The sequence below is a fragment of the Pseudarthrobacter sp. Pseusp20 genome, assembly GCF_059492155.1.
Genome location: NZ_CP168521.1, coordinates 4,443,249 through 4,467,441, shown reverse-complemented (window position 1 = coordinate 4,467,441; position 24,193 = coordinate 4,443,249). Strand labels below are relative to the sequence as shown.

18 protein-coding genes and 1 pseudogene are annotated in these 24,193 nt (G+C 65.1%); 11 read left to right on the top strand and 8 right to left on the bottom strand.

The window, feature by feature from the left end; translation table 11 throughout:
- The first annotated feature begins 6 nt into the window (after positions 1–6).
- The 5 genes from ACEN9K_RS20700 (at position 7) to ACEN9K_RS20680 (ending at position 4,799) form a co-directional block, all read left to right on the top strand.
- Entirely contained in the window at positions 7–1,038 is a 1,032-nt protein-coding gene (locus tag ACEN9K_RS20700) for a DctP family TRAP transporter solute-binding subunit (protein ID WP_018769921.1), read from the top strand.
- 100 nt (positions 1,039–1,138) lie between these two features.
- Complete coding sequence (locus tag ACEN9K_RS20695; protein ID WP_268002149.1) at positions 1,139–3,058, top strand: TRAP transporter large permease; 1,920 nt, start codon at positions 1,139–1,141, stop codon at positions 3,056–3,058.
- A 3-nt stretch (positions 3,059–3,061) separates the two neighbouring features.
- On the top strand, positions 3,062–3,985 hold the full coding sequence (locus ACEN9K_RS20690) for an NAD(P)-dependent oxidoreductase (protein WP_495634982.1): 924 nt from the start codon (positions 3,062–3,064) through the stop codon (positions 3,983–3,985).
- Positions 3,982–4,293, top strand: a complete 312-nt coding sequence (locus tag ACEN9K_RS20685) for a putative quinol monooxygenase (protein WP_495634981.1) — start codon at positions 3,982–3,984, stop codon at positions 4,291–4,293. The genes ACEN9K_RS20690 and ACEN9K_RS20685 overlap by 4 nt, the downstream gene beginning before the upstream one ends.
- A complete protein-coding gene (locus ACEN9K_RS20680; RefSeq protein ID WP_268002147.1) occupies positions 4,293–4,799 on the top strand; it encodes a gluconokinase in 507 nt (168 codons plus the stop codon). Before ACEN9K_RS20685 ends, ACEN9K_RS20680 begins: the two co-directional genes overlap by 1 nt.
- Positions 4,800–4,884: 85 nt before the next feature.
- On the opposite strand, the gene ACEN9K_RS20675 is transcribed toward ACEN9K_RS20680, so the two are convergent.
- The gene (locus ACEN9K_RS20675; RefSeq protein ID WP_495634980.1) at positions 4,885–5,859 is read right to left on the bottom strand and encodes an alpha/beta fold hydrolase; all 975 of its coding nucleotides are present in this window, start codon (positions 5,857–5,859) and stop codon (positions 4,885–4,887) included.
- A gap of 174 nt (positions 5,860–6,033) precedes the next feature.
- Between ACEN9K_RS20675 and ACEN9K_RS20670 the strand changes: the two genes are divergently transcribed.
- From ACEN9K_RS20670 to ACEN9K_RS20660, 3 genes and pseudogenes are all read left to right on the top strand, one after another.
- Positions 6,034–7,062 (top strand): LLM class flavin-dependent oxidoreductase, encoded by a 1,029-nt coding sequence (locus ACEN9K_RS20670; protein WP_495634979.1) that lies wholly within the window; start codon positions 6,034–6,036, stop codon positions 7,060–7,062.
- 26 nt (positions 7,063–7,088) lie between these two features.
- Positions 7,089–8,114 (top strand): annotated as a pseudogene (locus ACEN9K_RS20665) (ABC transporter ATP-binding protein); the annotation flags it as partial.
- Positions 8,115–8,280: 166 nt separating this feature from the next.
- The gene (locus ACEN9K_RS20660; RefSeq protein ID WP_495634978.1) at positions 8,281–8,949 is read left to right on the top strand and encodes a DUF3223 domain-containing protein; all 669 of its coding nucleotides are present in this window, start codon (positions 8,281–8,283) and stop codon (positions 8,947–8,949) included.
- Between the two features lie 577 nt (positions 8,950–9,526).
- Here ACEN9K_RS20660 and ACEN9K_RS20655 read toward each other — a convergent pair.
- From ACEN9K_RS20655 to ACEN9K_RS20645, 3 genes are read right to left on the bottom strand one after another with little or no spacing between them, the layout of a single operon-like run.
- Positions 9,527–9,916 (bottom strand): ubiquitination-like system serine protease family protein, encoded by a 390-nt coding sequence (locus tag ACEN9K_RS20655; protein ID WP_495634977.1) that lies wholly within the window; start codon positions 9,914–9,916, stop codon positions 9,527–9,529.
- Positions 9,913–11,079 carry a ThiF family adenylyltransferase gene (locus tag ACEN9K_RS20650; RefSeq protein ID WP_495634976.1) on the bottom strand — a complete coding sequence of 389 codons (1,167 nt, stop codon included), beginning with the start codon at positions 11,077–11,079 and terminating at the stop codon, positions 9,913–9,915. The genes ACEN9K_RS20655 and ACEN9K_RS20650 overlap by 4 nt, the downstream gene beginning before the upstream one ends.
- Complete coding sequence (locus tag ACEN9K_RS20645; protein ID WP_495634975.1) at positions 11,054–11,329, bottom strand: multiubiquitin domain-containing protein; 276 nt, start codon at positions 11,327–11,329, stop codon at positions 11,054–11,056. Before ACEN9K_RS20645 ends, ACEN9K_RS20650 begins: the two co-directional genes overlap by 26 nt.
- 203 nt (positions 11,330–11,532) lie before the next feature.
- Here ACEN9K_RS20645 and ACEN9K_RS20640 point away from each other — a divergent pair, with 203 nt between their 5' ends.
- From ACEN9K_RS20640 to metH, 3 genes are all read left to right on the top strand, one after another.
- Complete coding sequence (locus tag ACEN9K_RS20640; RefSeq protein ID WP_495634974.1) at positions 11,533–11,832, top strand: type II toxin-antitoxin system RelE/ParE family toxin; 300 nt, start codon at positions 11,533–11,535, stop codon at positions 11,830–11,832.
- 13 nt (positions 11,833–11,845) lie between these two features.
- Positions 11,846–12,934 (top strand): HigA family addiction module antitoxin, encoded by a 1,089-nt coding sequence (locus tag ACEN9K_RS20635; protein ID WP_495634973.1) that lies wholly within the window; start codon positions 11,846–11,848, stop codon positions 12,932–12,934.
- A 311-nt stretch (positions 12,935–13,245) separates the two neighbouring features.
- On the top strand, positions 13,246–16,890 hold the full coding sequence (metH, locus tag ACEN9K_RS20630; RefSeq protein ID WP_495634972.1) for a methionine synthase: 3,645 nt from the start codon (positions 13,246–13,248) through the stop codon (positions 16,888–16,890).
- A 29-nt stretch (positions 16,891–16,919) separates the two neighbouring features.
- Here the strand turns inward: metH and ACEN9K_RS20625 are convergent, their stop codons facing one another.
- The 4 genes from ACEN9K_RS20625 to ACEN9K_RS20610 form a co-directional block, all read right to left on the bottom strand.
- Positions 16,920–18,539: an ABC-F family ATP-binding cassette domain-containing protein gene (locus ACEN9K_RS20625; protein ID WP_495634971.1), complete on the bottom strand. Its 1,620-nt coding sequence runs from the start codon at positions 18,537–18,539 to the stop codon at positions 16,920–16,922.
- A gap of 366 nt (positions 18,540–18,905) precedes the next feature.
- Positions 18,906–21,782 (bottom strand): ATP-binding cassette domain-containing protein, encoded by a 2,877-nt coding sequence (locus ACEN9K_RS20620; protein ID WP_495634970.1) that lies wholly within the window; start codon positions 21,780–21,782, stop codon positions 18,906–18,908.
- Positions 21,779–22,339 carry a hypothetical protein gene (locus tag ACEN9K_RS20615; RefSeq protein ID WP_051081384.1) on the bottom strand — a complete coding sequence of 187 codons (561 nt, stop codon included), beginning with the start codon at positions 22,337–22,339 and terminating at the stop codon, positions 21,779–21,781. The genes ACEN9K_RS20620 and ACEN9K_RS20615 overlap by 4 nt, the downstream gene beginning before the upstream one ends.
- A gap of 180 nt (positions 22,340–22,519) precedes the next feature.
- The gene (locus ACEN9K_RS20610) at positions 22,520–24,082 is read right to left on the bottom strand and encodes an APC family permease (RefSeq protein ID WP_018769944.1); all 1,563 of its coding nucleotides are present in this window, start codon (positions 24,080–24,082) and stop codon (positions 22,520–22,522) included.
- Positions 24,083–24,193 lie beyond the last annotated feature (111 nt).

The window sequence follows — 24,193 nt, the reverse complement described above, 5'->3', positions numbered from 1 at the left end:
CATCGAATGAACCTCAAGACCCGCGCCATCACCGGGGTACTGGCAACCAGCCTGGCCGCCGCCCTGCTGTCCGGCTGTGCAGGCGGAACCCCCGCCGGCCAAAGCGCCCCGGTGGCCAAGATCCAGCTCTCCATCCCCGATCCGCTGACGTCCTCCGTCGGCGTCACCGCCCAGCACTTCGCCGACCAGGTCAAGAAGACCTCCAACGGTTCCGTCCAGGTCACCGTGGTACCCAACGGCACGAGCTTCAGCGGGGACCAGAACGCCGCCGTCACCCGGCTGCAGGGCGGATCACTCGACGGACTCATCCTGTCCACCTCCGTCTACGCCTCGGTGGTGCCGGAAATGAACGGCATCAGCATCCCCTACCTCTTCTCGGACACCAAGGAAGAGGCAAAGTTCCTGGCCGGAGAACCTGGAAAGGTCCTGAAGGACAAGCTGGCGGCAAAGGACACCGTGGCACTCGCCTTCCTGACCCGGACCGGCCGCGAGATCACCAACTCCGTGCGCCCGATTGAACAGCCGTCCGACCTGAAGGGGCTGAAGATCCGGGTGCCGGGCAACACCCTGTGGACCGACTTCTTCGGCAAGCTGGGCGCAAGCCCCACCACCATGGCCTTCTCGGAAGTCTTTACCGGCCTGCAGACCGGAACGATCGACGGCCAGGAAAACCCGATTGAGGTCCCTTGGACGAACAAGTTCTCCGAGGTGCAGAAATACGTCTCAATGACCAACCACATCAACGACGCCTGGGTCCTGGCACTGTCATCGAAGAAGTGGGATTCCCTCACGGAGGACCAGAAGAAGGCACTCACCGCCGCTTCAGAGGAAACGGCAACCTTCAAAACCGGTTATGACGAGGAACAGTCCAAGAAGCAGCTGGATGAGCTGGCGGCCAAGGGCATGAAGGCCAACGAGCTCAGCGCGTCCGGGCTCGCCGAGTTCAAGGCGACCTCCCAAAGCCTCTACCCGGAGTTCTCCAAGCTCATCGGCAAGGAGTTCTTCGATCAGGCCATCGCCTTCGCCGGCAAGAAGTAGCAAGGACGGGTGGGAGCCCACAAGGCGGCTCCCACCCGTACCACCACCCCACTCCCCACACACACACATCCCGCTCTCAATGTCGACAGTCTGGAAAACCATGAAACCCACCGTTGCTCCCCAGGACTACGAGGAAGTCCTTCCCCTCGAAGCGGAGGAAATCCTTCACCACGACCACGTGCCAGACCGCTGGAGCGGCGCAGCTTGGCTCGACAAGACGCTCGAAGGGATTGTGGGAGCGGCGATTCTCGCGGAACTCGTGGTCATCCTCCTGAACATCACCGTCCGCCTCATTACCGGTGATTCAGTGCTCTGGACACAGGAAGTGTCCGAGATTGCCCTGCTGACCATTGCCTTCATCGGCGGCGCCATCGCCTACCCGAAAGGCGCACACATGTCCGTCCAGGCGCTCATCATGCGCCTGCCCGCAACCTGGAAGCCGTACCTCGCGGCGCTGGTCGACTGGCTCGTCTTTGTCATGAGCGCCGGCGCGCTTGCCCTGTTCGTGCCCACCCTCGTCCAGCAGGTCGAGGAAAAGACTCCAATCCTTCAGCTGCCTGTGTTCTGGGTCAACCTGCCCTTCTCGGTGGGCATGGTCCTCATCGCCTGGTTTGCCTTGGTCAAGCTTCGGCGCCAGGCCTGGCGTCCCGCCGTCGTCGGTGCCGGAATCGCAGCCGCCCTCGTCGCCGTCGTCCTGATTTCCCCGCCGCTGTTCTACTACGCCTCACCTAACGTCCTGCTCGTGGTGGTCCTCGTGGCCCTGTTCGGCCTGCTGTTCCTGGGACTGCCCATTGCGTTTGTCCTGGCCCTCGCCTCCGGCATCTACCTGTACCTCGGCGGCATTTCCGACGTAAGCGCCATCCCCATCGGCATGGCGTCCGGAGCCAAGGGATTCGTCCTGCTGGCCATCCCGTTCTTCATCCTGGCCGGCACGGTCATGAACTCGGCCGGCCTTACCCTGCCGCTGGCCAAGCTCGTCGATGCGCTGATCGGGCATCTCCGCGGAGGCCTGCTGCAGGTGGTGGTGGTGACGATGTACATCTTCTCCGGTATTTCCGGCTCCAAGGTCGCCGATGTCGCAGCAGTGGGCACCACCATGCGCGGCATGCTCGAAGAGCGTAAGTACCCGCGCGGCGAAGTGGTCGCCGTGCTGTCGGCGTCGGCCATTATGGGCGAAACCATCCCGCCCAGCATCGTCCTGCTCATCCTGGGCTCCATCACCACCATCTCGACCACCACCCTCTTCCTTGCAGGCTTCGTGCCGGCAGCCTTCCTGGCCCTGGTGGTCATGGCACTGGTGTTCCTGAGGGCGCGCAAGCAGGGCGGCGTGCCAAGCGCCAAGGCCACGTGGCGGGCCCGGGGCTCAGCCACGTTCTTCGCCCTGCCGACGCTCCTGCTGCCCGTAGGCATGGTGGTGGGGATCCTCAGCGGATTCGCCACCCCCACGGAAGTTTCCTCGGTCGCCGTCGCCTACGCCTTCGTGCTCGCGGCAGCCTACCGCCGCGCCAGCCGGCGCCTGCTGGGCGACACCCTGCGTGAAACAACCACGACGGCGGGCATGGTGCTGTTCATCATCGCCGCGGCGTCGCCCCTGGCGCAGACTCTCGCCCTGGCCGGCGTTTCGCAGCAGATCCACGACCTGATGTCCGGGCTGGGCGATTCCCCCATCCTGTTCATGCTCTTCACGGTGGTGCTGCTGATCATCATGGGCCAGCTCCTCGAAGGCCTGCCAGCGGTGCTCATCTTCGCGCCCCTGCTGCTGCCGATCGCCACCGACTTCGGCGTCAACCCCGTGCAGTACGCCATGGTCCTCATCATCTCCATGGGCATCGGATCCTTCGCCCCGCCGGCAGGGGTTGGCTTCTACGTCGCCTGCGCCACCGCCCGCGAAACCGTGGAAAACAGCCTCAAACACTTCTGGCCGTACCTGGTGGCGGTGTTTGTCGGCCTCCTCGTCCTCGCCGCCGTGCCCTGGTTCAGCACCTTCCTTCCCGCCCTCGCCGGCCTGATCCCCTTCTAACCGATGACAGAAACCAAACCTCCCTCGCCGCTCGATCCCGGTGTCTCCGTCTCGCTGCTCGGCACCGGTCCCATGGGAGCCCCCATCGCCCGGAACATCATCAACGCCGGGGTAGCCCTGACGCTGTGGAACCGCACCCTCCAGAAAGCCGAAGCCATCGAAGGGGGGACAGTAGCGCTCCGGCCGGCGGATGCCGCGGCGGATGTGGTCCTCACCGTTCTGCCGGACCTGCCCCAGGTCGAAGCACTCCTGGAAGGCGAGGACGGCCTGCTCGCGGGGTGGGCGCGGGCAGGCGTGGCTGAACCTGTCCTGGTCATCCACGGCACCGTGTCCCCCACGGCGGTCACCGCCTTCGCAGCCCACTGCAAGTCCCGTTACGGGGTGGTGGTCATCGACGCACCGCTCAGCGGCGGGACCATCGGGGCGGAGCAGGGGCGGCTGAGCATCATGACCGGCGGCCCCCGGAGTTCGGTCGAGTGGCTCACTCCGCTTTTCAAGCTCTACAGTTCCACCGTCATGTGGTTCGGGGAGTCCGGGGCCGGGGCCATCGTGAAAGCCTGCAACCAGATCGTGGTGGCGGCAACGGTTACCGCCCTGTCGGAATCCATGGCGCTGGCGAAGGCGTCCGGCCTGGACCTGGAAAAGGTCCAAGCCATCCTCAAAGGCGGGCTGGCCAACTCCGAAGTCCTCCGGCAAAAAGGCAGCCGCTGGATCACGGGGGACTTCCACGGCGGTGGCTCTGCCAAGAACCAGCTCAAAGACCTGCGCTTTGTCACGGAGGCGGCCGCGGAGGCCGGACTCGCACTGCCGGTCGCCAACACCCTCACATCGGCATTCCAAACAATGGTCACCGAGGGCCTCGGGGACCTTGACCACACAGGCATTTATCTGAGCATCACCAGCAATCGAGTAAAGGAACCATCATGACCATCGTCGTCACTGCAGTCTTCACGCCCAACGACGGCGCCCGCGACCAGGTTGCCGCGGCCCTCAAGCCCGCCATCGCCGAGGTCCACGAAGAACCCGGATGCCTCCTGTACGCCATCCACGATGCGCCCAACGGCCAGATCGTCATGATTGAGAAATGGGAGAGCGCCGAGCTGCTCGACGCCCACGGAGTGGGGGACGCCGTCAAGAGGCTCAACGCCTCCCTCGAAGGACTCCTGGCCGAACCCGTCGAGGTCACCCGCCTGACGCCCATTCCCGCCGGCACCCCCCGGCAGGGCGCCCTGTAATGCCCCAGAGCATCGTGGTGATGGGGGTCTCCGGTGCAGGGAAATCCTCCGTGGGCCAGGCGCTCGCCACCCGGCTCGGCGCCAGTTTCGTCGATGGCGACACCCTGCATCCGGAAGCAAACGTCAGGAAAATGGCTTCGGGCGTTCCCCTCACGGACGATGACCGATGGCCGTGGCTGCACCTGGTGGGTACCAAGCTGTCCGCCAGCACCGAAAAACCAACCATTGTTGCCTGCTCAGCACTGAAGCGAAGCTACCGGGACGCCATCCGGACGGCCGCGCCTGCCACCACGTTCATCCTGCTGAAAGCCGACAGGCCGGCACTGCAGGACCGCCTCACCCAACGCCCCGGACATTTCATGCCGGCCTCGCTGCTCACGTCCCAGCTGGAAACCCTGGAGGAGCTGCAGACCGACGAATCCGGCCTGATGGTCGAGTCAACAGGGGGCATCGACCCAACCGTCGAACGCATCCGACGGCTGCTGGAGCAATCAGCAGCGGACTGAGCCTCCCCTTGCTGGAAGGTACGACGACGGCGGCGGGTGAGTGCCGCCGTCGAACCTTCCAGCGGGGTGCTTTTCTCGGGGACCGTCAGCCTGCAGCTGACGGTGTGGGGGAGTCCTGCCGCTGGGTGACACGCTGGATGAACTCGACCGTCTCGCGCTCTGTCTCTGCGCGGGTGGTGGGTTCGTTGTGCACTTCATGCCGGACGCCGGGGAAGACGCGGGTGCGGACGTCCGCGTGGCCTGAATCGGCAAGGCGGTTTGCCACGTGGTAGGCGCCTTCGCCGTAGTTGGTCACGGGGTCCTGGTCGCCGGCGAGGATCAGCACGGGGAGGTCCGCGGGGAGCTGTTTGTACCAGTCGTCCGAGGTGACCTGATCGTAGAGGTCCACGAAGCCCTGCAGGAACCGTGCGCTCAGGGGTGCGCCGAATTTGTTGAAGGGGTCCCTACCGTGGTCCGTGACGACGCCGGCGTCCAGCGCCACCCAGGCGGTGGGGCCGGCGTTTTCTCCCAGGCGGCCCAGGAAGCCGTCGAACAACTGGCCCACCAGTTCCTCGGGCGCGGGGTCCGCGGCGCGCTCGCCGGAGGCAAGCCGTGCCAGTTCCGGCCGGTCGACCATTTTCTCGATGCCCCGCATCTGGGCGGCGATGCCGCAGAGGACCAGGCCGGAGAGCTGCGCTTGCGGGTCGGTGGCCATGCCGCGGGCGATCATGGAGCCCCAGCTGTGGCCGAACACCACGTACGGAAGCTGGGGGAGTGCCTCCCTGGCTTTGGCCTGGAGGGTGACCTCGTCCGCCACCACCACGCTGGCTGCGTCCTCACCGGCATCGCCCCACGTGCCCTGCTGCATCGCGGTGCGCCCGTGCCCGGAATGGTCGCCTGCCACCACGATGAATCCCGCGTCCACCAGGGTGGAGATGAGGTGGAGGTAGCGGCGGGAGTGCTCGCCGAGCCCGTGGATCAGCTGCACGATGGCCTTGGGTTGGCCGATGGGCTCGTAGACCCACGCCTGGATTTTGTCGCGGCCGTTGGCGGACGTGAATTCGATTTCCTGCAATGACATGTATTCCTCCTGTGGCGGCGCCGTCGCTGGCTCGTGGTGAGCCTAACGCCTTGATGGACGGCGCCGTCAAGGTTGTCTTTGCATGCGGCGCCGGGCCGTGGGACATGTTGGTTCATGCTGTGGTTGAGCGCCTAGTCTGAACACCAGCCACGTCCCCGGATCCTGGAGGAAGCCATGCCGCAGCCCGACCGTCCTTTGCGCAAGCTGGGCTTCCTCACCATTGGGCTGTTCGATCCGCTTGATCCAGCCGCGGGGCATGAGTCCACGTTGCAGATCATCGAGCTGGGGGAGCGTTTGGGATTCGACAGTGCCTGGCTGCGCCACCGGCACCTGCAGTTCGGGATTTCCTCTCCCGTGGCAGTGATGGCGGCGGCGAGCCAGCGCACCTCCCGGATTGAGCTTGGCACTGCCGTGACGCCCCTGGGCTGGGAGAACCCGCTGCGCCTGGCGGAGGATCTGGCCACCGTGGACCTGCTCGCGGGAGGGCGCATCAACCCCGGGATGAGCGTGGGGGAGCCGATGCACTTCGACACGGTGAAGCATGAGCTGTACCCCGATACGGCGGACGTGGAGGACTTCAGCTACGCGCGGGTGGAGCGGTTTGCGCGGTTGGTTGCCGGGGAGCCGGTGCGGGAATTCTCCGGCAAACAGGTCGTGGTGGAGGAATTCTCCAACCGGGTGGAGCCGCACTCGCCCGGGCTGCGGGACCGGCTTTGGTATGGGGCGGGCAGCACGAAGTCAGCTGTATGGGCTGGTTCGAACGGCTTCAATCTGCTGTCCAGCAGCGTGATCTTTCCGGACAAGGACCAGGATCCGGACTTCGCCCTGGTGCAGCAGTCGCAGATCCGGGCGTTCCGCGATGCGGCTGATGCTGCCGGCCACGCTGGGTCTCGGGTGTCGCAGGGACTGGTGGTGATCCCCACCGATTCGGCGACTGCTGCCCAGCGGGAGAAGTACCAGCGGTACGTGGACGAACGCACTCCACGGACCGCTGCGCCGCAGGGGCCGAGGGGCATGATGTTCGCGGCTGATCTCATCGGCACCAGCGAGGAGATCGCCGAGCAGCTGTACGCCCATGCCGGTTTCCAAGAGGTGGATGAGGTGGCGTTCGCGCTGCCCTTCAGCTTCGACCACGAGGATTACGTCCAGATCTTGACGGACATTGCGGGGAAGCTGGGGCCGGTTCTTGGTTGGGCTCCGTAAATCAACCAGCCTCTCTTTAACACAAGGAGCCAAGTTTCGGGGCGCAGTTCATTGCCGGGCTGATCATGCCGGCCATGACGTTCATCGGGAACCTGGTGTACGTAGGGATCGCGGTGGTGGGTGGGTTGCAGGTGGCGTCCGGTGCGATGCAGCTGGGCGACGTGCAGGCGTTCATCCAGTACTCGCGGCAGTTCACCCTGCCGCTGGCGCAGCTGGGGTCCATGGCGAACGTGCTGCAGTCCGGGGTGGCGTCCGCGGAGCGGGTGTTTGAGTTGCTGGATAAGGACGAGGAGTCTGTGGAGCCGGCGCCGTCTACGGGTCCTGTGTTTGGACGTGTCCCTCTCGTACTCGCCGGACAAGCCGCTGATCTCCGGGCTGTCCCTGGTGGCGGAGCCGGGCCAGACGGTAGCGATTGTGGGGCCCACCGGTGCCGGGAAGACCACGCTGGTGAACCTGATGATGCGGTTCTACGAGCTGGATGCCGGGCGGATAACGCTCGACGGCGTGGACGTCACCTCGGTGCCGCGGCGCGAGCTGCGCTCACGGCTGGGCATGGTGCTGCAGGATACGTGGCTGTTCGGCGGGACCATCCGGGACAACATCGCATATGGGCGGCCTGGGGCTACGGAGGACGACATTCTGGAGGCGGCCCGGGCGACGTATGTGGACCGGTTCGTACGGTCACTGCCCGACGGGTACGACACCGTGCTGGACGACGAGGGCGCCAACGTGTCCGCGGGGGAGAAACAGCTGCTGACGATTGCCCGGGCGTTCCTGGCCCGGCCGTCGGTTTTGATCCTGGATGAGGCGACGTCTCGGTGGATGCCCGGACTGAGGTGCTGGTGCAGAAGGCGATGAGTGCGCTGCGGTCCGACCGGACGTCCTTCGTGATCGCCCACCGCCTCTCCACCATCCGCGACGCTGACCTCATCCTGGTGATGGAGGCCGGCCAGATCGTGGAGCAGGGGACGCATGCTTCACTGCTGGCCGCAGGTGGGGCTTATGCGCGGCTGTATGAGGCGCAGTTCGCAGCGCCGGCGGCGGAGGTTTAGCCGCCTTGAAGAGGGTATCGTCGGAGGCTAGGTGGTCCTTCGACGTCTTGATGTTCCGGAACAGCGAGACATGACGGCGTATTTGCCGTTGGGGTCTAGTAATGGACCTAGGAGCGGGCAAACCTTGAATAGCTATTGTGGTCAGCGGCAGCAAAGGGAGTCAGGGGTGGCTAAATACATCGTAGGAACAGTGGAATATACATCGAAGAAGCAGCTCAAGCAGGAGCTCTCGAATGCCAAGCTCGAGAAAGAACATCTTTCGGTGGTAACTGATCCGGTTATCGTAGAGACCCTAACGGCCTTACTTGAGCTTCATCCAGACGCCGATGACAAGATTGGAGATGGCATCGACCACTGGGTGGTTTTTGATAACAGTGTCGACACCGCTTACACAAGCACAGGATTTCGACCAGTAAGGGTGGACGGCAGCGGTCCCATCAAGTTTAGTTATACCGACGTAATCGATAAACCCAGCCACAAGCAGCTTGTACAAGAAGCGCTCACCCTGGAAGCACTGCCCATTACGCTGGACTACCGTAAATCCAGGTTTGGCAACGGACCAGTCGTGTGCTGTAGAACCGGCGAAGAAATCTACGACTACAAAGATGCCCAAGCTGTTCATCTTGACCCCCCGAGGCGAATCTTGCATGCCGACTTTTTGAAGCGGGTGGGACTTAGCTATGGCGAAGTGGCCTTAGAAAAGCATCCAACGGACTCCGGATATCGTCTCCGCGACCGTGTACTCGCCGAGCGATGGTGCGATTACCAGGCACACCACCTTGATGGCATGGCTATTGCCAAGCTTCAGCGGCGCGCACCGGCCAAAGGACAGTGAGTGCTGTGTGATGGGATCGAATGAAAAATCTGCTTCAGATGCTTTGCGGTGACGAGAGCTTCACTAGATACTGGGCGTCGGCTGCTCGTGGCTTCGAACCTAGGGCAGCGGCGTCAAGCATGATAAATCGACGGCTGCGATTGCGCTGAAGCATACGACAGCAGCGGCCAAAAAAGGCGCGCGGAAGTGGGCAGGTGTACCGGAACCTGACGCGGCACCTTCCCCGGGCAACTCGAACTCGTCGCTTTGGATAGGCGCGCAAAGCCGGAGGAACAAGCACGGCCGTGCCAAGAGGAATTTGCCGCATCCCGGGCGACTACCCCCGCCAACGAAACGCAAGTCCGGGGACGGGCAGTCGCGGAATGCAGCGATGGCACCCACATGGAGGCTGTCTCCATGGACAAAGGGGCAGCTAAAGCCCGCAAGTCTCGAAGAGGTGCAGCGGTGGGCGCGGAACATGGCAGCACCAGGCTGAGTCGTTAGCGGACTATGCTGCGTACCGCCCAAGTACCTACGACGGGTGCCCGGAGTGAGCGCGCTTCTGTAAGTCGTCTAGCACCGACGGAACTGCTGGGATTTAATCGAAGAGGCCTCGCCATAGCCGCCTGAACCAAGTTGGACGTATAGGCGCACGATGTTCTTCGAGGGAACGGTAGTCGGCGTCGCGCGCATGCACAGTTTCGTTGGGTGTGAGCTTGCGGCGCCAGTCGACTTCCCCGCGAGTGATGAAGTAGTGGGAGTTGCAGGGCAAAGCGATAGCCCCCACAGAGGGTGAAAGGGATATCTGCCCGTCGTAAATGACCCGCCACCTAACGGGGGAGAGCTTGGTGACGACCTCATTCCCGCACCCGCAGGCGCATGAATGTCCAGCCATGGAGTACTTCGTGGAAACGTAAAGGGTTCCCGGTTCCATAGGTGTGGGAAACGAGTCGACAAACGCAGGACTGTACCGCCGGGAACCGGTCATGCGAAGCCACCGTTTCGTATTTCGTTGAGGAAGAGTTTGTACACGATCTCCGATGCAGGCGCGTGGGAGGCGTAGTAGCCAAGGTGCCGTTTCCAGGCAATTACGGCCATGAGCGCGTTCAGTGCGTTCAGGTCCGCTACTTGGATGTTGCTGCTGTAGTCGTCCTCACCCGGTGGCGCGGCGGGCTCGGTCGGGGGGACTATCCCGTTGCCGGGCAGGTACGCCATGGTCTTGAGCAGGCCGGTCAGACCAGTTTCTGCTTGGCTGAGTCCAAGGCCGACGTCGATGAAAGGGATTCCCCGTTCGCGCAGCCAGGCCATGATCTGCGGGCGTTCCTGTGCGTCGGCTGCGGCGAGGAAGACGAAAGTCGCGTCTGCGATGAGGTGCAGGTTGTCGGCCCGAAGGCTAACTGGTTGAGCTGTTATGCCGGTGTGCATGCGGGAGTATTCAGCGGCGAAATACTGAGCCTTGTTCGGTCGGGTCTGCAGGCTTTCAAGCGAAGCAGCTCCAGGGGCGCGAAATGCGTTGTGGTTTTCGAACTCGTCTCCGTCGACCAGTATGATGCGGTCAACCCAGGTCTTCGCGACCTGATCGAGGACGTAGCTGCCGGTTCCCCCGACCCCAACGATGGCTATCGTGTGACCGCGGAAGACGTTGTTGAGTGCGGTCAGACCGGCGCGGGTTGTGTTCGTGTCCCGATACACGAACGGAAGACCGTCCTCCACGGCCTGGAAAGCCGCGCCTGGGGTCGCGGATGCGTAGGAGTCCAGTTGCTGCGCGGCCCTACAGAGGATCCGTGCGTAACTACTGACCTTCTCGTATAGCCCCGGGTAGTGGCCGCTGGGTGGCTTGAATGAGAGCGTCCATGACACAGTACCGATCCCGATGATGTCCCGGGGGGCGCCGAAACCGAGCGGCGTTCCGTGCTCGTCGCGTGGTTCTTCCCCGGCAAACCAAATGGTGTGATCGCCGATGACGTCGGTAATGGTCCCCGCGCTGTCATTGACCGGCAGTACCAGCCGCCCATCGGCACGTAGGCCGCCGTCCGGGGCGATGTAGGGGACGCGACGCACGGACAGGTGCCCGTGGCTGAGGATTAGGTCACAGCCCTCCGCCAAGAGTCTTCCTACCGGGCTTTCAGGAGCGAACTGCGGGTTCGGCATCGAAGATCATTCCTTCCTTGACGGTAACGCTCTCGCCCTGGCGGAGGGAATGGTCTGCCCCTTGGCCGCGACTGTACTCCACGCTCGTTGCCGCCGCGTCGTAGGGCTGGCCCGGGAAAGCAAGTCCCAGAATCTGCTCGAAAGTGATCTTCTTCTCGTTCCACACGAAGGGGCGAGTGTTGATGATGATCGTGGCCGTGAACCCATGGCCCTTGCCTGGTGCCGCCATTGCTGTTGTCTGATCAGTCATGTCTGGTCATCCCTTCGTCTGAGGGGCAGCGGATCCGTCCCTCGTTGTTTGTCGACCTTCCGACACGAAAAGCCTACGCGTTATCGCCCTTGGGTGCAAGGGTGATAAGCAGATGCAAGTTTTCGAGATAGGAGTATGATTGAAGCCATAGAACGAACGTGTTGTAGCCTGATGTCACACCAGGGGTGAAGGACGGCTGCAGGATGAGGTTGGAGTACGAGGACGAGGAGCTCCGGTGCCTTGCCTACGACCCTCACCATCGCACTTCCCGCTGGTCCCCAGACGTGACAAGGGCCTATCGCAGAAGAATTCAACAGCTACAGGCTGCGCCTACTGATCAGGCCTTGAGAGCTCTGAAGTCCCTCCACCTTGAGAAGTTGAAGGGTGACCGGGCCGGCACGTGGTCGATCCGGATAGACATGAAATACAGACTGATTCTTCGATTCCAAACCGCCGAAGATGGCCGAGTTGCGATTGTCGTTGAAGCTGTTAACTACCACTGAAGGAGTGATAACCATGGCCCCCGAGCTCGCTGAAGCCTTCCCTCCCGGAGATTTTCTGACCGAGGAGCTCGAAGCGCGCCATTGGTCTCAGGGTGACTTTGCGCAGATTCTTGGGCGCCCCGCTCAGTTCGTCTCGGAGATACTTTCTGGCAAAAAGGAAATTACTCGCGAATCAGCGGCGCAAATTGGCGCCGCTCTAGGCACGGGTCCCGAGTACTGGCTAAACCTGCAGAACGCATACCTTCTGTGGTCACAGTCCAAAAGCGATGCGACGCGGAAGGAACTGGACGACGTCCGCTTAAGAGCAAGAATGAATGAACTTGCTCCTGTTTCCTTGTTGCGTAAACGTGGTCTGCTCAAGGGCGATACTCTCGCCCAGCAATCTGCAGAACTGGTTGACCTGTTTCAGATCGCACACATCGATGACACTCCACGTTTCCTGGCAGCTGCGAGGCGTTCCAACGGGGAAGAAGAACCCACGCCCACTCAAAAGGCATGGTTAGCTTGTTCCCGAAAATTGGCCCAGCAGTTGAGCGTTTCAAAGTACGACCCTGCGGGCCTTCAACAGCTCGCCGAGGAGCTATCTCGGCTCCTCGCGGATCCAGCAGCCTTCAAAACCCTCCCGGACAGGTTCGCCGCTGTGGGTGTCCGTCTGGTCTACGTAGAAGCTTTCCCAGGAAGCAAGATCAATGGAGCATCCTTTCTGCTCGACGGAGACCATCACCAGCCGGTTATTGCGCTTTCGGGCCGCAGTAAGCGACTAGACATTGTGCTCTTCACATTGCTCCACGAAGTTGCGCACATCGTTCTAGGGCATGTGTCCTCCACACATCTCGTGATAGATGAGGATTCATCGGACGATGAGCCTTCGGAAAAGGCGGCTGATGAGAAAGCCAGCGCTTGGCAGATTCCGGGCGGTCTTCCCAAACCACCTTCATCAGTTCGCAAGGGTTGGATAGAAACACATGCAGCCCGTATTGGCGTGCATCCTGTAGTAGTTCTCGGACGGCTTCAACGCGACAAGGCGCTAGATTACCGCACCGCACTCGCCAAGAACGCACCCACTGTCACCAGTTACTTGGAAAGTTGGACCAAGAACTGAATCCCGTGTAGTGCTCGTGGATATTATCGCCAAGAAAAGTGGTCGGCGCTAACTGACCTGATAAGCACAGGGTGTACTCCCATGCTTAGGAATCTGTTTTCCTGCTTATCCCACAATGCCAACCAGCCGAAGATGAAATGGAGTCGGGGTACGCCGGGATAGGCTCTACTGACAGGAAGATCTACGCAACTGGGTGCACGATCGGACATCGAACGCTTCAACTCGGGTGAGCAACAACCACGCAAGTCACCCCCGTCGTAGTACACGGACACACAGCGCAATGTTCCGGCCCCCAGACGTAACCTGTTTAGATGCCTCGTTTTGCGCTTGATACTGAGTCCGTGCCCCGCCCTGCCCGTTCGCAGGAGCTCCTGGACGCCGTGAACCACAGGGTGGTCATTGCGGACGGCGCCATGGGCACCATGCTCCAGGGCCGTGACCTGCAGCTGGACACGGACTTCCAGAATCTCGAGGGCTGCAACGAGATCCTCAACGACACCCGCCCGGACGTCATCGCGGACATCCACGACGCCTACTTCGCCACCGGCATCGACGCCGTCGAGACCAACACCTTCGGCGCCAACTGGTCCAACCTGTCTGACTACGGCATTGACGACCGGATCGAGGAACTGGCAAGAAAAGGCGCCAAGATCGCCCGCGAACGCGCTGAAGCGGCAGAAAAAACAGACGGCCGCATGCGCTGGGTCCTCGGCTCGATGGGACCCGGCACGAAGCTTCCCAGCCTCGGCCACACCAGCTACGACTACCTCAAGCAGACCTTCGCCCTGCAGGCCGAGGGCCTGATCGACGGCGGCGCGGACGCCTTCCTCATCGAAACCAGCCAGGACCTCCTGCAGACCAAGGCCGCCGTCAACGGTTGCAAGCAGGCCATCGTCTCCCGCGGCGTCCGGCTCCCCATCTTCGTGGAGGTGACGGTGGAAACCACCGGAACCATGCTCATGGGCTCCGAAATCGGCGCCGCGCTCACTGCCCTCGAACCGCTCGGCGTGGACGCCATCGGCCTGAACTGCGCCACCGGCCCGGACGAGATGAGCGAGCACCTGCGCCACCTCTCCAAGCAGTCCTCCGTCGCCATCGCCTGCATGCCCAACGCCGGCCTGCCTGTCCTCGGCGCCAACGGCGCCCACTACCCGCTCTCACCCTCCGAACTCGCCACCGCGCACGAGCAGTTCGTGCGCGAATTCGGCCTGGGCCTGGTGGGCGGCTGCTGCGGTACGACGCCGGAGCACATGGCCGCCGTCGTCGAACGTCTTGCCCCCTTCCGCACCAAAGCCGTGGAGACCAAGGTAGACAACGCGCCGGCGAGAATCCCCGAAGAACGCGAGGCCGGCGTCGCCTCCCTCTACCAGCACGTCAACTTCGACCAGGAGTCCGCGTATCTGGCCATCGGCGAACGTACCAACGCGAACGGCTCCAAGGCCTTCCGCCAGGCCATGCTCGAGGAACGCTGGGACGACTGCGTGGATATCGCCCGCGAACAGATCCGCGTCGGCGCCCACCTGCTGGACGTCTGCGTCGACTACGTGGGCCGCGACGGCGTCGCGGACATCAAAGAGGTCGTCAGCCGCTTCGCCTCCGCCTCCACCCTCCCGCTGGTCATCGACTCCACGGAGCCGCCCGTCCTGCAGGCCGGCCTGGAACTCATCGGCGGCCGCCCCGTGGTCAACTCCGTCAACTACGAGGACGGCGACGGACCCAACAGCCGCTTCGCCCGCATCATGCCTCTGGTCAAGGAACACGGCACCGCCGTCATCGCCCTGACCATCAACGAAGAGGGCCAGGCCCGCACCACCGAAGGCAAGGTGGCCATCGCCTCCCGCCTGGTGGACGCCCTGGTGGGCGAATGGGGCATGCGCGTCGAGGACATCATCGTCGACTGCCTCACCTTCCCCGTGGCCACCGGCCAGGAGGAAACCCGCCGGGACGGCATCGAAACCATCGAGGCCATCCGCCAGATCACCGCCAAGTACCCCGGCATCAACACCACCCTCGGCGTCTCCAACGTCTCCTTCGGCCTGAACCCCGCAGCGCGCATCGTCCTGAACTCCGTGTTCCTGCACGAAGCCGTCCAGGCCGGCCTGACCAGCGGCATCATCGACGCCGCCAAGATCGTCCCGCTCGCCTCACTGCCGGAAGAGCAGCGCAAGGTGGCCCTGGACCTGGTCTGGGACCGCCGCGAATACGACGCCGACGGCAACGTCACCTATGACCCCCTGGCCAGCATGCTGGACCTCTTCGCCGGCGTCGACACCGCAGCGCTCAAGGACCAGCGCGCCGCCGAACTCGCCGCGCTGCCCACCGGCGCGCGCCTGGAGCGGCGCATCATCGACGGCGAAGGCAAGGGCCTGGAAGAGGACCTGGACCTGGCCCGCAGCGAGGGCATGACCCCGCTGGGCATCATCAACGACCACCTGCTCGAGGGCATGAAGGTGGTGGGCGAACGCTTCGGCGCCGGCGAGATGCAGCTGCCGTTCGTACTGCAGTCCGCCGAGGTGATGAAGAACGCCGTCGCCCTGCTCGAACCGCACATGGAGAAATCGGACTCCTCCGGCAAGGGCACCATGGTGATCGCCACCGTCCGCGGTGACGTGCACGACATCGGCAAGAACCTGGTGGACATCATCCTCACCAACAACGGCTACAAGGTCATCAACATCGGCATCAAGCAGGGCATCGCCGAGATCATCGCCGCAGCCGAGCAGCACAACGCCGACGTGATCGGCATGTCCGGCCTGCTGGTGAAGTCCACCGTGGTGATGAAGGAAAACCTCGCGGAGCTGCAGTCCCGCGGTCTGGCCAAGAAATGGCCGGTCATCCTGGGCGGCGCAGCCCTCACCCGTGCCTACGTGGAACAGGACCTGGCGGAGCAGTTCGACGGCGTGGTCCGCTACGCCAAGGACGCCTTCGAAGGACTGTCCCTCATGGAGCCGCTGGTGCGCGTGGCCCGCGGTGAATCACCGGACGACGTCGGCCTGCCGCCTTTGAAGAAGCGCATCCACAAGGGCGGCGCGAAGTTCACGGTGACCGAGCCCGAGGCCATGCCCGGCCGGTCCGACGTCGCCACCGACAACCCCGTCCCCGTGCCGCCGTTCTGGGGCACCCGCATTGTCCGCGGCGTCTCGCTCCACGAGTACGCCGCGTTCCTCGACGAGCGCGCCACCTTCATGGGGCAGTGGGGCCTCAAGCCCGGCCGCGGCGAGGACGGTGCCTCCTACGAGGAACTGGTGGAACGCGAGGGCCGGCCGCGCCTGCGCTACTGGCTGGACCGCATCCTGGGCGAGGGCATGCTGGACGCGTCCGTCGCCTACGGCTACTTCCCGGTGGTTTCCGAAGGGGAGCAGGTGGTGGTGCTTCACCACGGCGAGGATCCCGACGGCGTCCTGGGCCAGGCCGGTCTGCTCGCCCCGGACGGCGGTTCAGGCGGCCCGATCGGCACCGACCGCCTGCGCTTCGACTTCCCACGGCAGCGCCGCGACCGCCACCTGTGCCTGGCCGACTTCGTGAAGTCCCGCGAGTCCGGGCAGATCGACGTGCTGCCGGTGCAGCTGGTCACCGCCGGCTCCAAGATCGAAGAGTTCACGTCCAAGATGTTCGCGGCCAACCAGTACCGCGACTACTACGAACTCAACGGCCTGGTCATGCAGCTCACCGAGGCGCTGGCAGAGTTCTGGCACGCGCGGATCCGCAAGGAGCTGGGCTTCGCGTCCGAGGAGCCCAAGGACACGGCAGGGTACTTCAAGCTGGACTACCGCGGTGCCCGGTTCTCGCTGGGCTACCCCGCCTGCCCGGACATGGAGGACCGCCGCAAGGTCACCGAGCTGCTGAAGCCCGAACGGATGGGCGTGGTCCTCAGTGATGAGCTGATGCTGCACCCCGAGCAGTCCACCGACGCGTTCGTGTTCCACCACCCGGAGGCCAAGTACTTCAAGGTGTGAGGTCGGCGGCTGACGGCCACGGCCTCCTGTCATTCCGCGCCAGGCAGCGAGGCCAGCTCCGTCAACGACCCGTCGCGTCCCATGCCGAGGATGAGGTCCAGGTCCAACCGGTCCAGGAAGGCGTCATCGTGGCTGACCACGATGACGGCGCCGCCGTAGGCCCCGAGCGACTCCACCAGCTGGTCAACGCTCCGGATGTCCAGATTGTTGGTTGGCTCATCCAGGATCAGGACTTGAGGCGGCGGGTCGGCGAAAAGCAGCCGGGCCAGGGAAACCCTGAACCGCTCACCGCCTGAGAGTGTGTGCACCGGCCGGTTCACGCTGTCGCCGCGGAGGAGGAACCGGGCCAGCTGGTTGCGGATATCACCCGCAGGCACGTCCGGTGCGGCGTCCTGCACGTTTTCGAGGGTTGTTGCTTCTTCCCGCAGCCCGTCGAGCCGTTGACGCAGGTAGCCGGCGCGGTCCGTCAGCAGGCTTCCACCGGTTTCGCCCTCGATGCACGGGACACCGCCCATCAAGCGTTCCAGGAGTGTGGTCTTGCCGGCCCCGTTGGGTCCGGTGATGGCCACCTTCTCCGGGCCCTGCACCACGAAGGAGCGGTTGGTGCCCCGCAGTTCCGCGATCCGCCGGCCGCGCGGAACGTCCGGGTCGGGAAGGTTCAGGGATATCCGCTCCTGGTCCCGCACCCTCGCTGCGGCGGCGTCCAGGGCCGCTTGCGCGGCCTGCACTTTGGCGTCCATGCCGGAACGCATTCGTCCGGCTGAGACCTGGGCATCAGAGGCCCGCTGGTTCATCAGGATCTTGGATCCCTTCTTATTGTCGTAGCTGTCCTGGCCCGTCCTGGCCCGTTGGGCGAGCTTCGATTCGGCCTCCTGCTTTTGCCGCTTTTCCTTCTTCACCAGTTGCTCAGCGGCACGGGTTGCCTGCGCGGCTGCGGCTTGCTGGCTGTCCAGGTACGCCTGCCACTCGCTGTAGGGGCCGCCGAACACCGTGAGCCCTCCCTCATACAGTTCGGCCGTGCTGTCCATGAGTTCCAGCAGTGCCAGGTCGTGGCTGACCACCACCAGGCTGCCCGGCCAGTCGGCCAGCATGCGTCCGAGCGCCGAGCGTGCCCGGCGGTCCAGGTTGTTCGTCGGTTCATCCAGCAAGGTGATGGGGGTGCGCCGGATCCGGAGCCCGGAGATGGCGGCCAGCATGGCTTCCCCGCCGGACAGTTCGCCCACGCGCCGGTCCAGCCCGACACCGGTCAGGCCGATCCCCTCCAGCGCCTCGTCCGCACGGGCCTCGATGTCCCAGTCGTCGCCCAGCACATCGAAGTGCTCCACCGCCGCGTCGCCGGATTCGATAGCCCGCAGGGCACGGACTTTTTCCTTGATCCCGAGCAGCTCCATCAGGGTGGCATCGTCGTGCAGCGTCAGGGTCTGCGGAAGGTAGCCCACGTCGGCTCCCGTGCTGATATTGCCGGCCGTCGGTGTGAGGGTCCCGGCCACGAGTCGCAGCAGCGTTGACTTTCCGGAGCCATTCGTTCCGACGAGCCCGGTTTTCCCGGGCCCGAAGCTCCCGGAGATCCCGGACAACGCCGGGGAGCCGTCCGGCCACCGGAAATGCACGTCCGTGAGGACGATGGATGGATTTTTTGTTGCAGGCATGGTGCTCCCAAGACAGGATGTTGGGCGGCTGGGCCGCGGTTCGCCAAGGTCAGGTCCGAAAGGCGCGGGTCCTAAGGCGGACGGGACGTGGCGGTGGGCGGCCACGGCGGCCCGGAGAATGGGCAGGCGTACGCTGCGGGGCAGGAAATCAGTGCAGGGGAAAGAAAGCCGTGGATCGGCATCGGGCTCCGGGTGGTTTCAGCGGGTGAAGCGCTGAACTTGCCGGCCCTTGGGGCAGCAGGGAAGTGTCAGCGCGCGGACTGCGTCGCGAAACCTGAAATGCCCGTCAAAACATTGCCTAACACTGGGGAACAGAGGACAACAGTGTCACAAATTCGTCTGCTGGAGGCAACCCGCCGGCCTGCGTCAAGGTGTGAGCTGGCGCCGGTCCCGGGCGGGTGGGGACGGTGTATGGGCCCGGTGGCCGGCCGCGCCGGAACCCGCACCGGAGACCGGCTTCACCCGCCGCAGCGCGGCGAGGATGGCGCGGCCCACCACGGCGATCCCGATCACCGTGGTGACGGCGCGCAGGGTGTCCCAGCCCGCCGTCGACGTCAACAGCGAGTAGAGCAGGAAGCTGCTGAGGTTGGTGGCCAGCGGCGCGCCGGGCACGTAGGAGATGCCGGTGCCGGTGCCCACCGCGAAGGGCCAGAACCACAGGTTGGTCAGCAGGCCGAACACATAGGACGCCACCACGCCGTAGCCTGCCAGCATCCACAGCTCGGCCCTGCCCCGCACCCGGCGGGGGAGCAGCCCGGCCCCGGCGCCCACCCAGGCGCAGGCGAAGATCTGGAAGGGCGTCCACGGCCCAACGCCACCCCACAGCACACTGGAGACTGCGATGGTGGCCGCGCCGAGGAGCAGGCCAAACCGGGCGCCGAACGCCCGTCCGGCCAGGATCAGCAGGATGAAGACCGCCTCCACGCCGCCGACGCCGGTGCTCGCCACCCGGACAGCGGAACCGACGGCCGCCAGCACGCCCAGCAGTGCCACCGTGTGTGCCGAGCGGACCGACCCGTCCAGGGACACCACGACGGCGACCGCGGCCACGGGTGCGATGGCCAGCGCAGCGTAGGGGAGGGCAGCGGTGGCATCCTGCGGCACGGCGGCGGCGAGCAGCGGCCAGGAGAAGGCCGCGAGGGCCAGCAGGTTTGCGGCCGCGAGGACTGCCAGTTCGAGCGCCCGCGGCATCCGGGGGCGCCGGGGCTTTGCAGCGTCCCGTGGGCCTGCCTGCTCGTTGAGGGTCGCTGGCTGTGGCCTCGTTGCTGCTGGCCGCGATGGGAGGACAAGCGGTTCGGGGCTGATGGCTGCTTTGGCTGCAGGCGCCACGCCGTCCCGCATCGGCAGGATCCGGGCGCCCAGGCCGCGGGCAAACTCAAGGTCGTGGGTGGCAATCAGGACTGCGGCGCCGTCATCCGCCGCCGCCCGCAAAGCCGCCGAGACAGCCGTCCGCGCCGCGGGATCCAGGCCGCGCGTGGGCTCATCGATCAGGAGGACCTGCGGGCTGTCCATGGTCTGCAGCGCGATGGCGAGGATCCTGCGCTCACCGGCAGAGAGGTCCCGGGGATGCTCGTGGCCAATGGGAATCTGCACGCCTCCCCGCAGCCGGGCCAGGCGTGCCGCCGCAAAGCCGGGGGCGGGCTGTCCGCCCTTCTTCCCACGGGCACCACTCTTCCCACGAGCGCCACTCTTTCCACGGGCCAGGCGCCGCTCGGCCGCACGGAGCTCTCCGGACACGGTGTCGCTGGTGAAGAGGTCGTCCGACGCGTCCGGCACCAGGGCCACCCGGCCGCCGTCGAGCACTCCTTCGTCAGCAGCTCCCTCACCCAGGGTCAGCGCCACCAGGAGGGAGGACTTGCCGGCTCCGTTCGGCCCCACCAGTGCCACCACTTCACCGGGGTGGAGGGCCAGGGACGCGTCGCGCACCAGCGGCGTACCTTTGTGGTGCACGGCGAGGTGGGCCGCCGTCAGCACCGGCACGGAGCCGGCCACCTCCCGCGCCGGACTGTCACCGGAAGGCACCGGCGCCGCGGGCGGCGCAGAACCCTGCACCAGCGCGCCACCATCAATGGTCCACCATGCATCGGCGACGGGGGCGAGTGCTGACGCCCGGTGCTCCGCCACGATGACGCAGACGCCGTCGCCGGCGAGTGCGTTGAGCACTGCGATGACGCGTGCGCGGGCTGCCGTATCAAGATCCGCCAGGGGCTCGTCCGCCAGGAGAAGCTTTGGATGGTCCACGACGGCGGCGGCGATGGCCACCAGCGTCGCCTCACCGGCCGAGAGGGTGCTGACATTCCGGTCCAACAGTGCCGGGATTCCGATCCGCCCGGCCACCTCCAGCACCCGCGCCTGCGCAGCGGCGGTCGGCACGCCGCGCAGCTCAAGGGCCAGGGCAATTTCATCCCGGACCCGGGTGGTGGCGAAGGCAGCCCGGGGATTCTGGAGCACGGTGCCGATGAGGCGGGCGGTGTCCCGCGGCGGTGTGGCGGCGCGGTCCAGTCCGCCGGCGAGAACGGTGCCGGAAACCGCTCCGCCGTCAACGTGGGAGAGCAGGCCGGCGATGCCCCGCAGGATGGTGGACTTTCCGGAACCCGTGGGCCCGGTGATCACGGTGACGGAGCCGGGCATCGGCGCGAACCCGTCAACCCTTACGCAGGTGTCCCCAATCCGGAACTGTGCGTTCCGGACGATAAGCGGCAGGCCGCCGTCGAGCCCTGGCTGGTGCGCTGCCCGGCTCCCGAAACCGCGCAGCTCCAAAGCTGCGGCAACCCGCCCGGCGTGCTCCAGGGTGCGCTCCAGTATGGGGACCAGGGCGCGGGGGCCGAAGCGTTCGCCCCGCAGCCGGAACGCCAGGCGCACGGAGGCGACGGCGTCGGACAGGGCGGGGAGGGCCGCCCATGCCACCACCAGCATCCGGGCCACGCCCTGCAGCGGGCCGCCGCGGGCCAGCCGCACGAAGCCGCGGGACACATCAACCCACGCGTTGAGCAGGCCGAAGCCGAGGATGGTCGCCGCAATGGGCAGGGCGGACAGCACCGCCTGCCAGAGGCCCGGCGCGGTGACCGGACCGAGGAAGACTACATGGGCATACGGGGCGGGAAGCCGCAGCGGCGGCAGGTCGAGCAGGACCGGGCTGCCGGTGCCCGCCCCATTGAAAAGGACGCGGTAAATGACCCGCGCCGCGATGAACACAGCGGCGAGGACTGCCGCTGCGCGCAACGGCGCGGGCCGGAAGGTCATGCCGCGGGCGCGGCCGGCTCGCCGTCGACCGTGAAGAGCAGTTCCAGGCTCTCACCGGGGCTCACCTTCAAGGTGGCGAGGCCTTCCTGTGCGTAGGCCCATTCACCGGAGGCGGGCTTGACCCAGAGACCCCAGTAGGCGAAAGCGGCGGGCATGCCCTTGCACTCTTCGCGGTAGGTGCCGTCCTTGTGCTTGATGTCGAAGTCGGCGGCGGGCACGCCGTTCACGCGGCACACGATTTCGTTGGGGTACTGGGTGGTGCCCTCGGTCTTGACCTTTGCCTCGTCGAGCACCTTGGACGCCACGGTGGGTCCGTCCACGGACACGCAGGTGGAGGTGTCCGCAGCGGCCTGCTTCAGGGCGCCGGAATCGACGATGACCTTAACCCCGGCGCAGGGGCCGGCTGTGGTGGACGCGGCGCTGGCAGAAGCTGGGGAAGCGGGCGCAGAGGCGCTTGGCTGGGTGGCGGCCGGGGTGGAACAGCCGGCGAGGGTCAACAGGAGACCGGCGGCGGCGAGGGAGCCCGCGGCGGCGGTACGAATCTTAGTCAAAGTCACCTGTCAAGGGTAGGGCGTTGCCGCTCCGGATCAGGAGGCCGCTTCCTTGTGTGACGACCGGCCTCAACATGGCGGTGGCCGGAGGCGCAGAAAAGGCCGACGACGGCACTCACGTGAGTGCCGCCGTCGGCCCCTTCCTTTGTATGCGCTGCTGCAGCGGACCCTGCTGCAGCAGCAGCCCTATGGCACCTGCACGTCCACCAGGTGGTGCTCCCCGGAAGCGGCGCGTGTGGCGCTCGACGACGGGTGGGCAGCCACGGCTGCGGCGTGCTCGGCCAGTACCCCTGTCTGGTGGCGGATCTTCAGGCGGTAGAGGAGGGTCCCGCCAATGATGACGGCGGCCACGAACATCACGCCGCCCCACTGCAGGTACCACTCGAACGGGGGCACCGAGTTGTAGATTTCCGGGCGGGGCCACACCAGGTTCACCGTCATGGCAGCGCCCCACAGGACGGCCAGGATGTTCACGGGAACGCCCCACTTGCCCATGCAGAACCCGGGCTCGGAAACGTCATCAGCCAGCGGCCATTTCCTCAGGAACCGCTTGCGCAGCAGGGGAACCGTGACCAGGAGGTAGGACAGGTAGATCAGCACGATGCTGATGCTGGACAGGATGGTGAAGATGGCCGGCTGCATCACGTTGACCAGCAGCGGGATGACGGCCATGATTCCGATGACGATGGCGGCGACAGTGGGGGTCCGGCGGACCGGATCCACCTTGCTGAGCTGCCGGCTGAAGGGCAGGTTGTTGTCGCGGGCCATGGCGAACATCATGCGGATGGCGGCGGCGTGGACGGCCAGGGTGCAGACCACCACGGCCACCACGATGCAGGCCAGGAAGGCCTTGCCGAACGGGCCGCCCAGGACGGAGAGCACGATGTGCTGCAGCCCGCCGTCGGCCGCTCCCACCTGGGGGTCGCCGAGGTCCGGCGCGGCCAGGATGCCGAAGAGCAGGATTCCCCCGCCCAGCAGGAACGATGCCGTAACGGCGCGCAGGATGGCCTTGGGAGCGGTCTTCTTGGGATCCTTGGTTTCCTCGCCCAGCGAACTGGCAGTGTCGAAGCCGTACATGACGTAGCCGGAGGCCATGGCGCCGATCAGGAAGACGCCGAAGAAGCCCAGGTCGTGGCCTTCGCCGAAGCCGTTGGTCTGGAAGAAGACCTCCGGGCCGCGCACCACATGCCAGCCCAGCGCGAGGATCAGCAGCACGGCCGCGATCAGCTCCACGAAGACACCGATGCTGTTGATCCTGGTCATCAGCTTCACGCCGAACGCGTTGATGAGGGTGGAGATGGTGATCATGATGGTGGCCAGCACCACGCCGTTCATGGCGAAGTCGTAGGGGCCCGTGCCGTCACCAACGAACTGGAAGCCGGACCAGAGCTGGGGCAGGGTGATCTGCAGGGCAAGCGCCACGGAGCCCAGCGCCATGATGGAGGACAACAGCAGCAGCCAGCCGGCCAGCCAGGACGAGGTCCCGGACGCCAGGCGCTTGGCCCAGTTGTAGACCGAACCCGCCACAGGGTAGCGGCCGGCCAGTTCGGCAAAACACAGCGCCACCATCAGCTGGCCGACGAACACGATGGGCCAGGACCAGGCGTACGCCGGGCCGGCCATGGAAAAACCAAAGTAGAACAGTTGGAAAACACCGGTGAGGATGGAGATATAGCTGACCCCTGCGGCGAAGCTGGCAAACTTGCCGATGCTTCGGTCAAGGGTCTGGGTGTAGCCGAATTCGTCCATGCCGCTTGAATCAATACTCTTGCTGGGTTCCAATATGGACTCCTAGATCAGAAAAGCACGATGGGACCGGCCGCCCTGGGGTGCGGCGGAATAACGAGGGTGGGGGGCGCC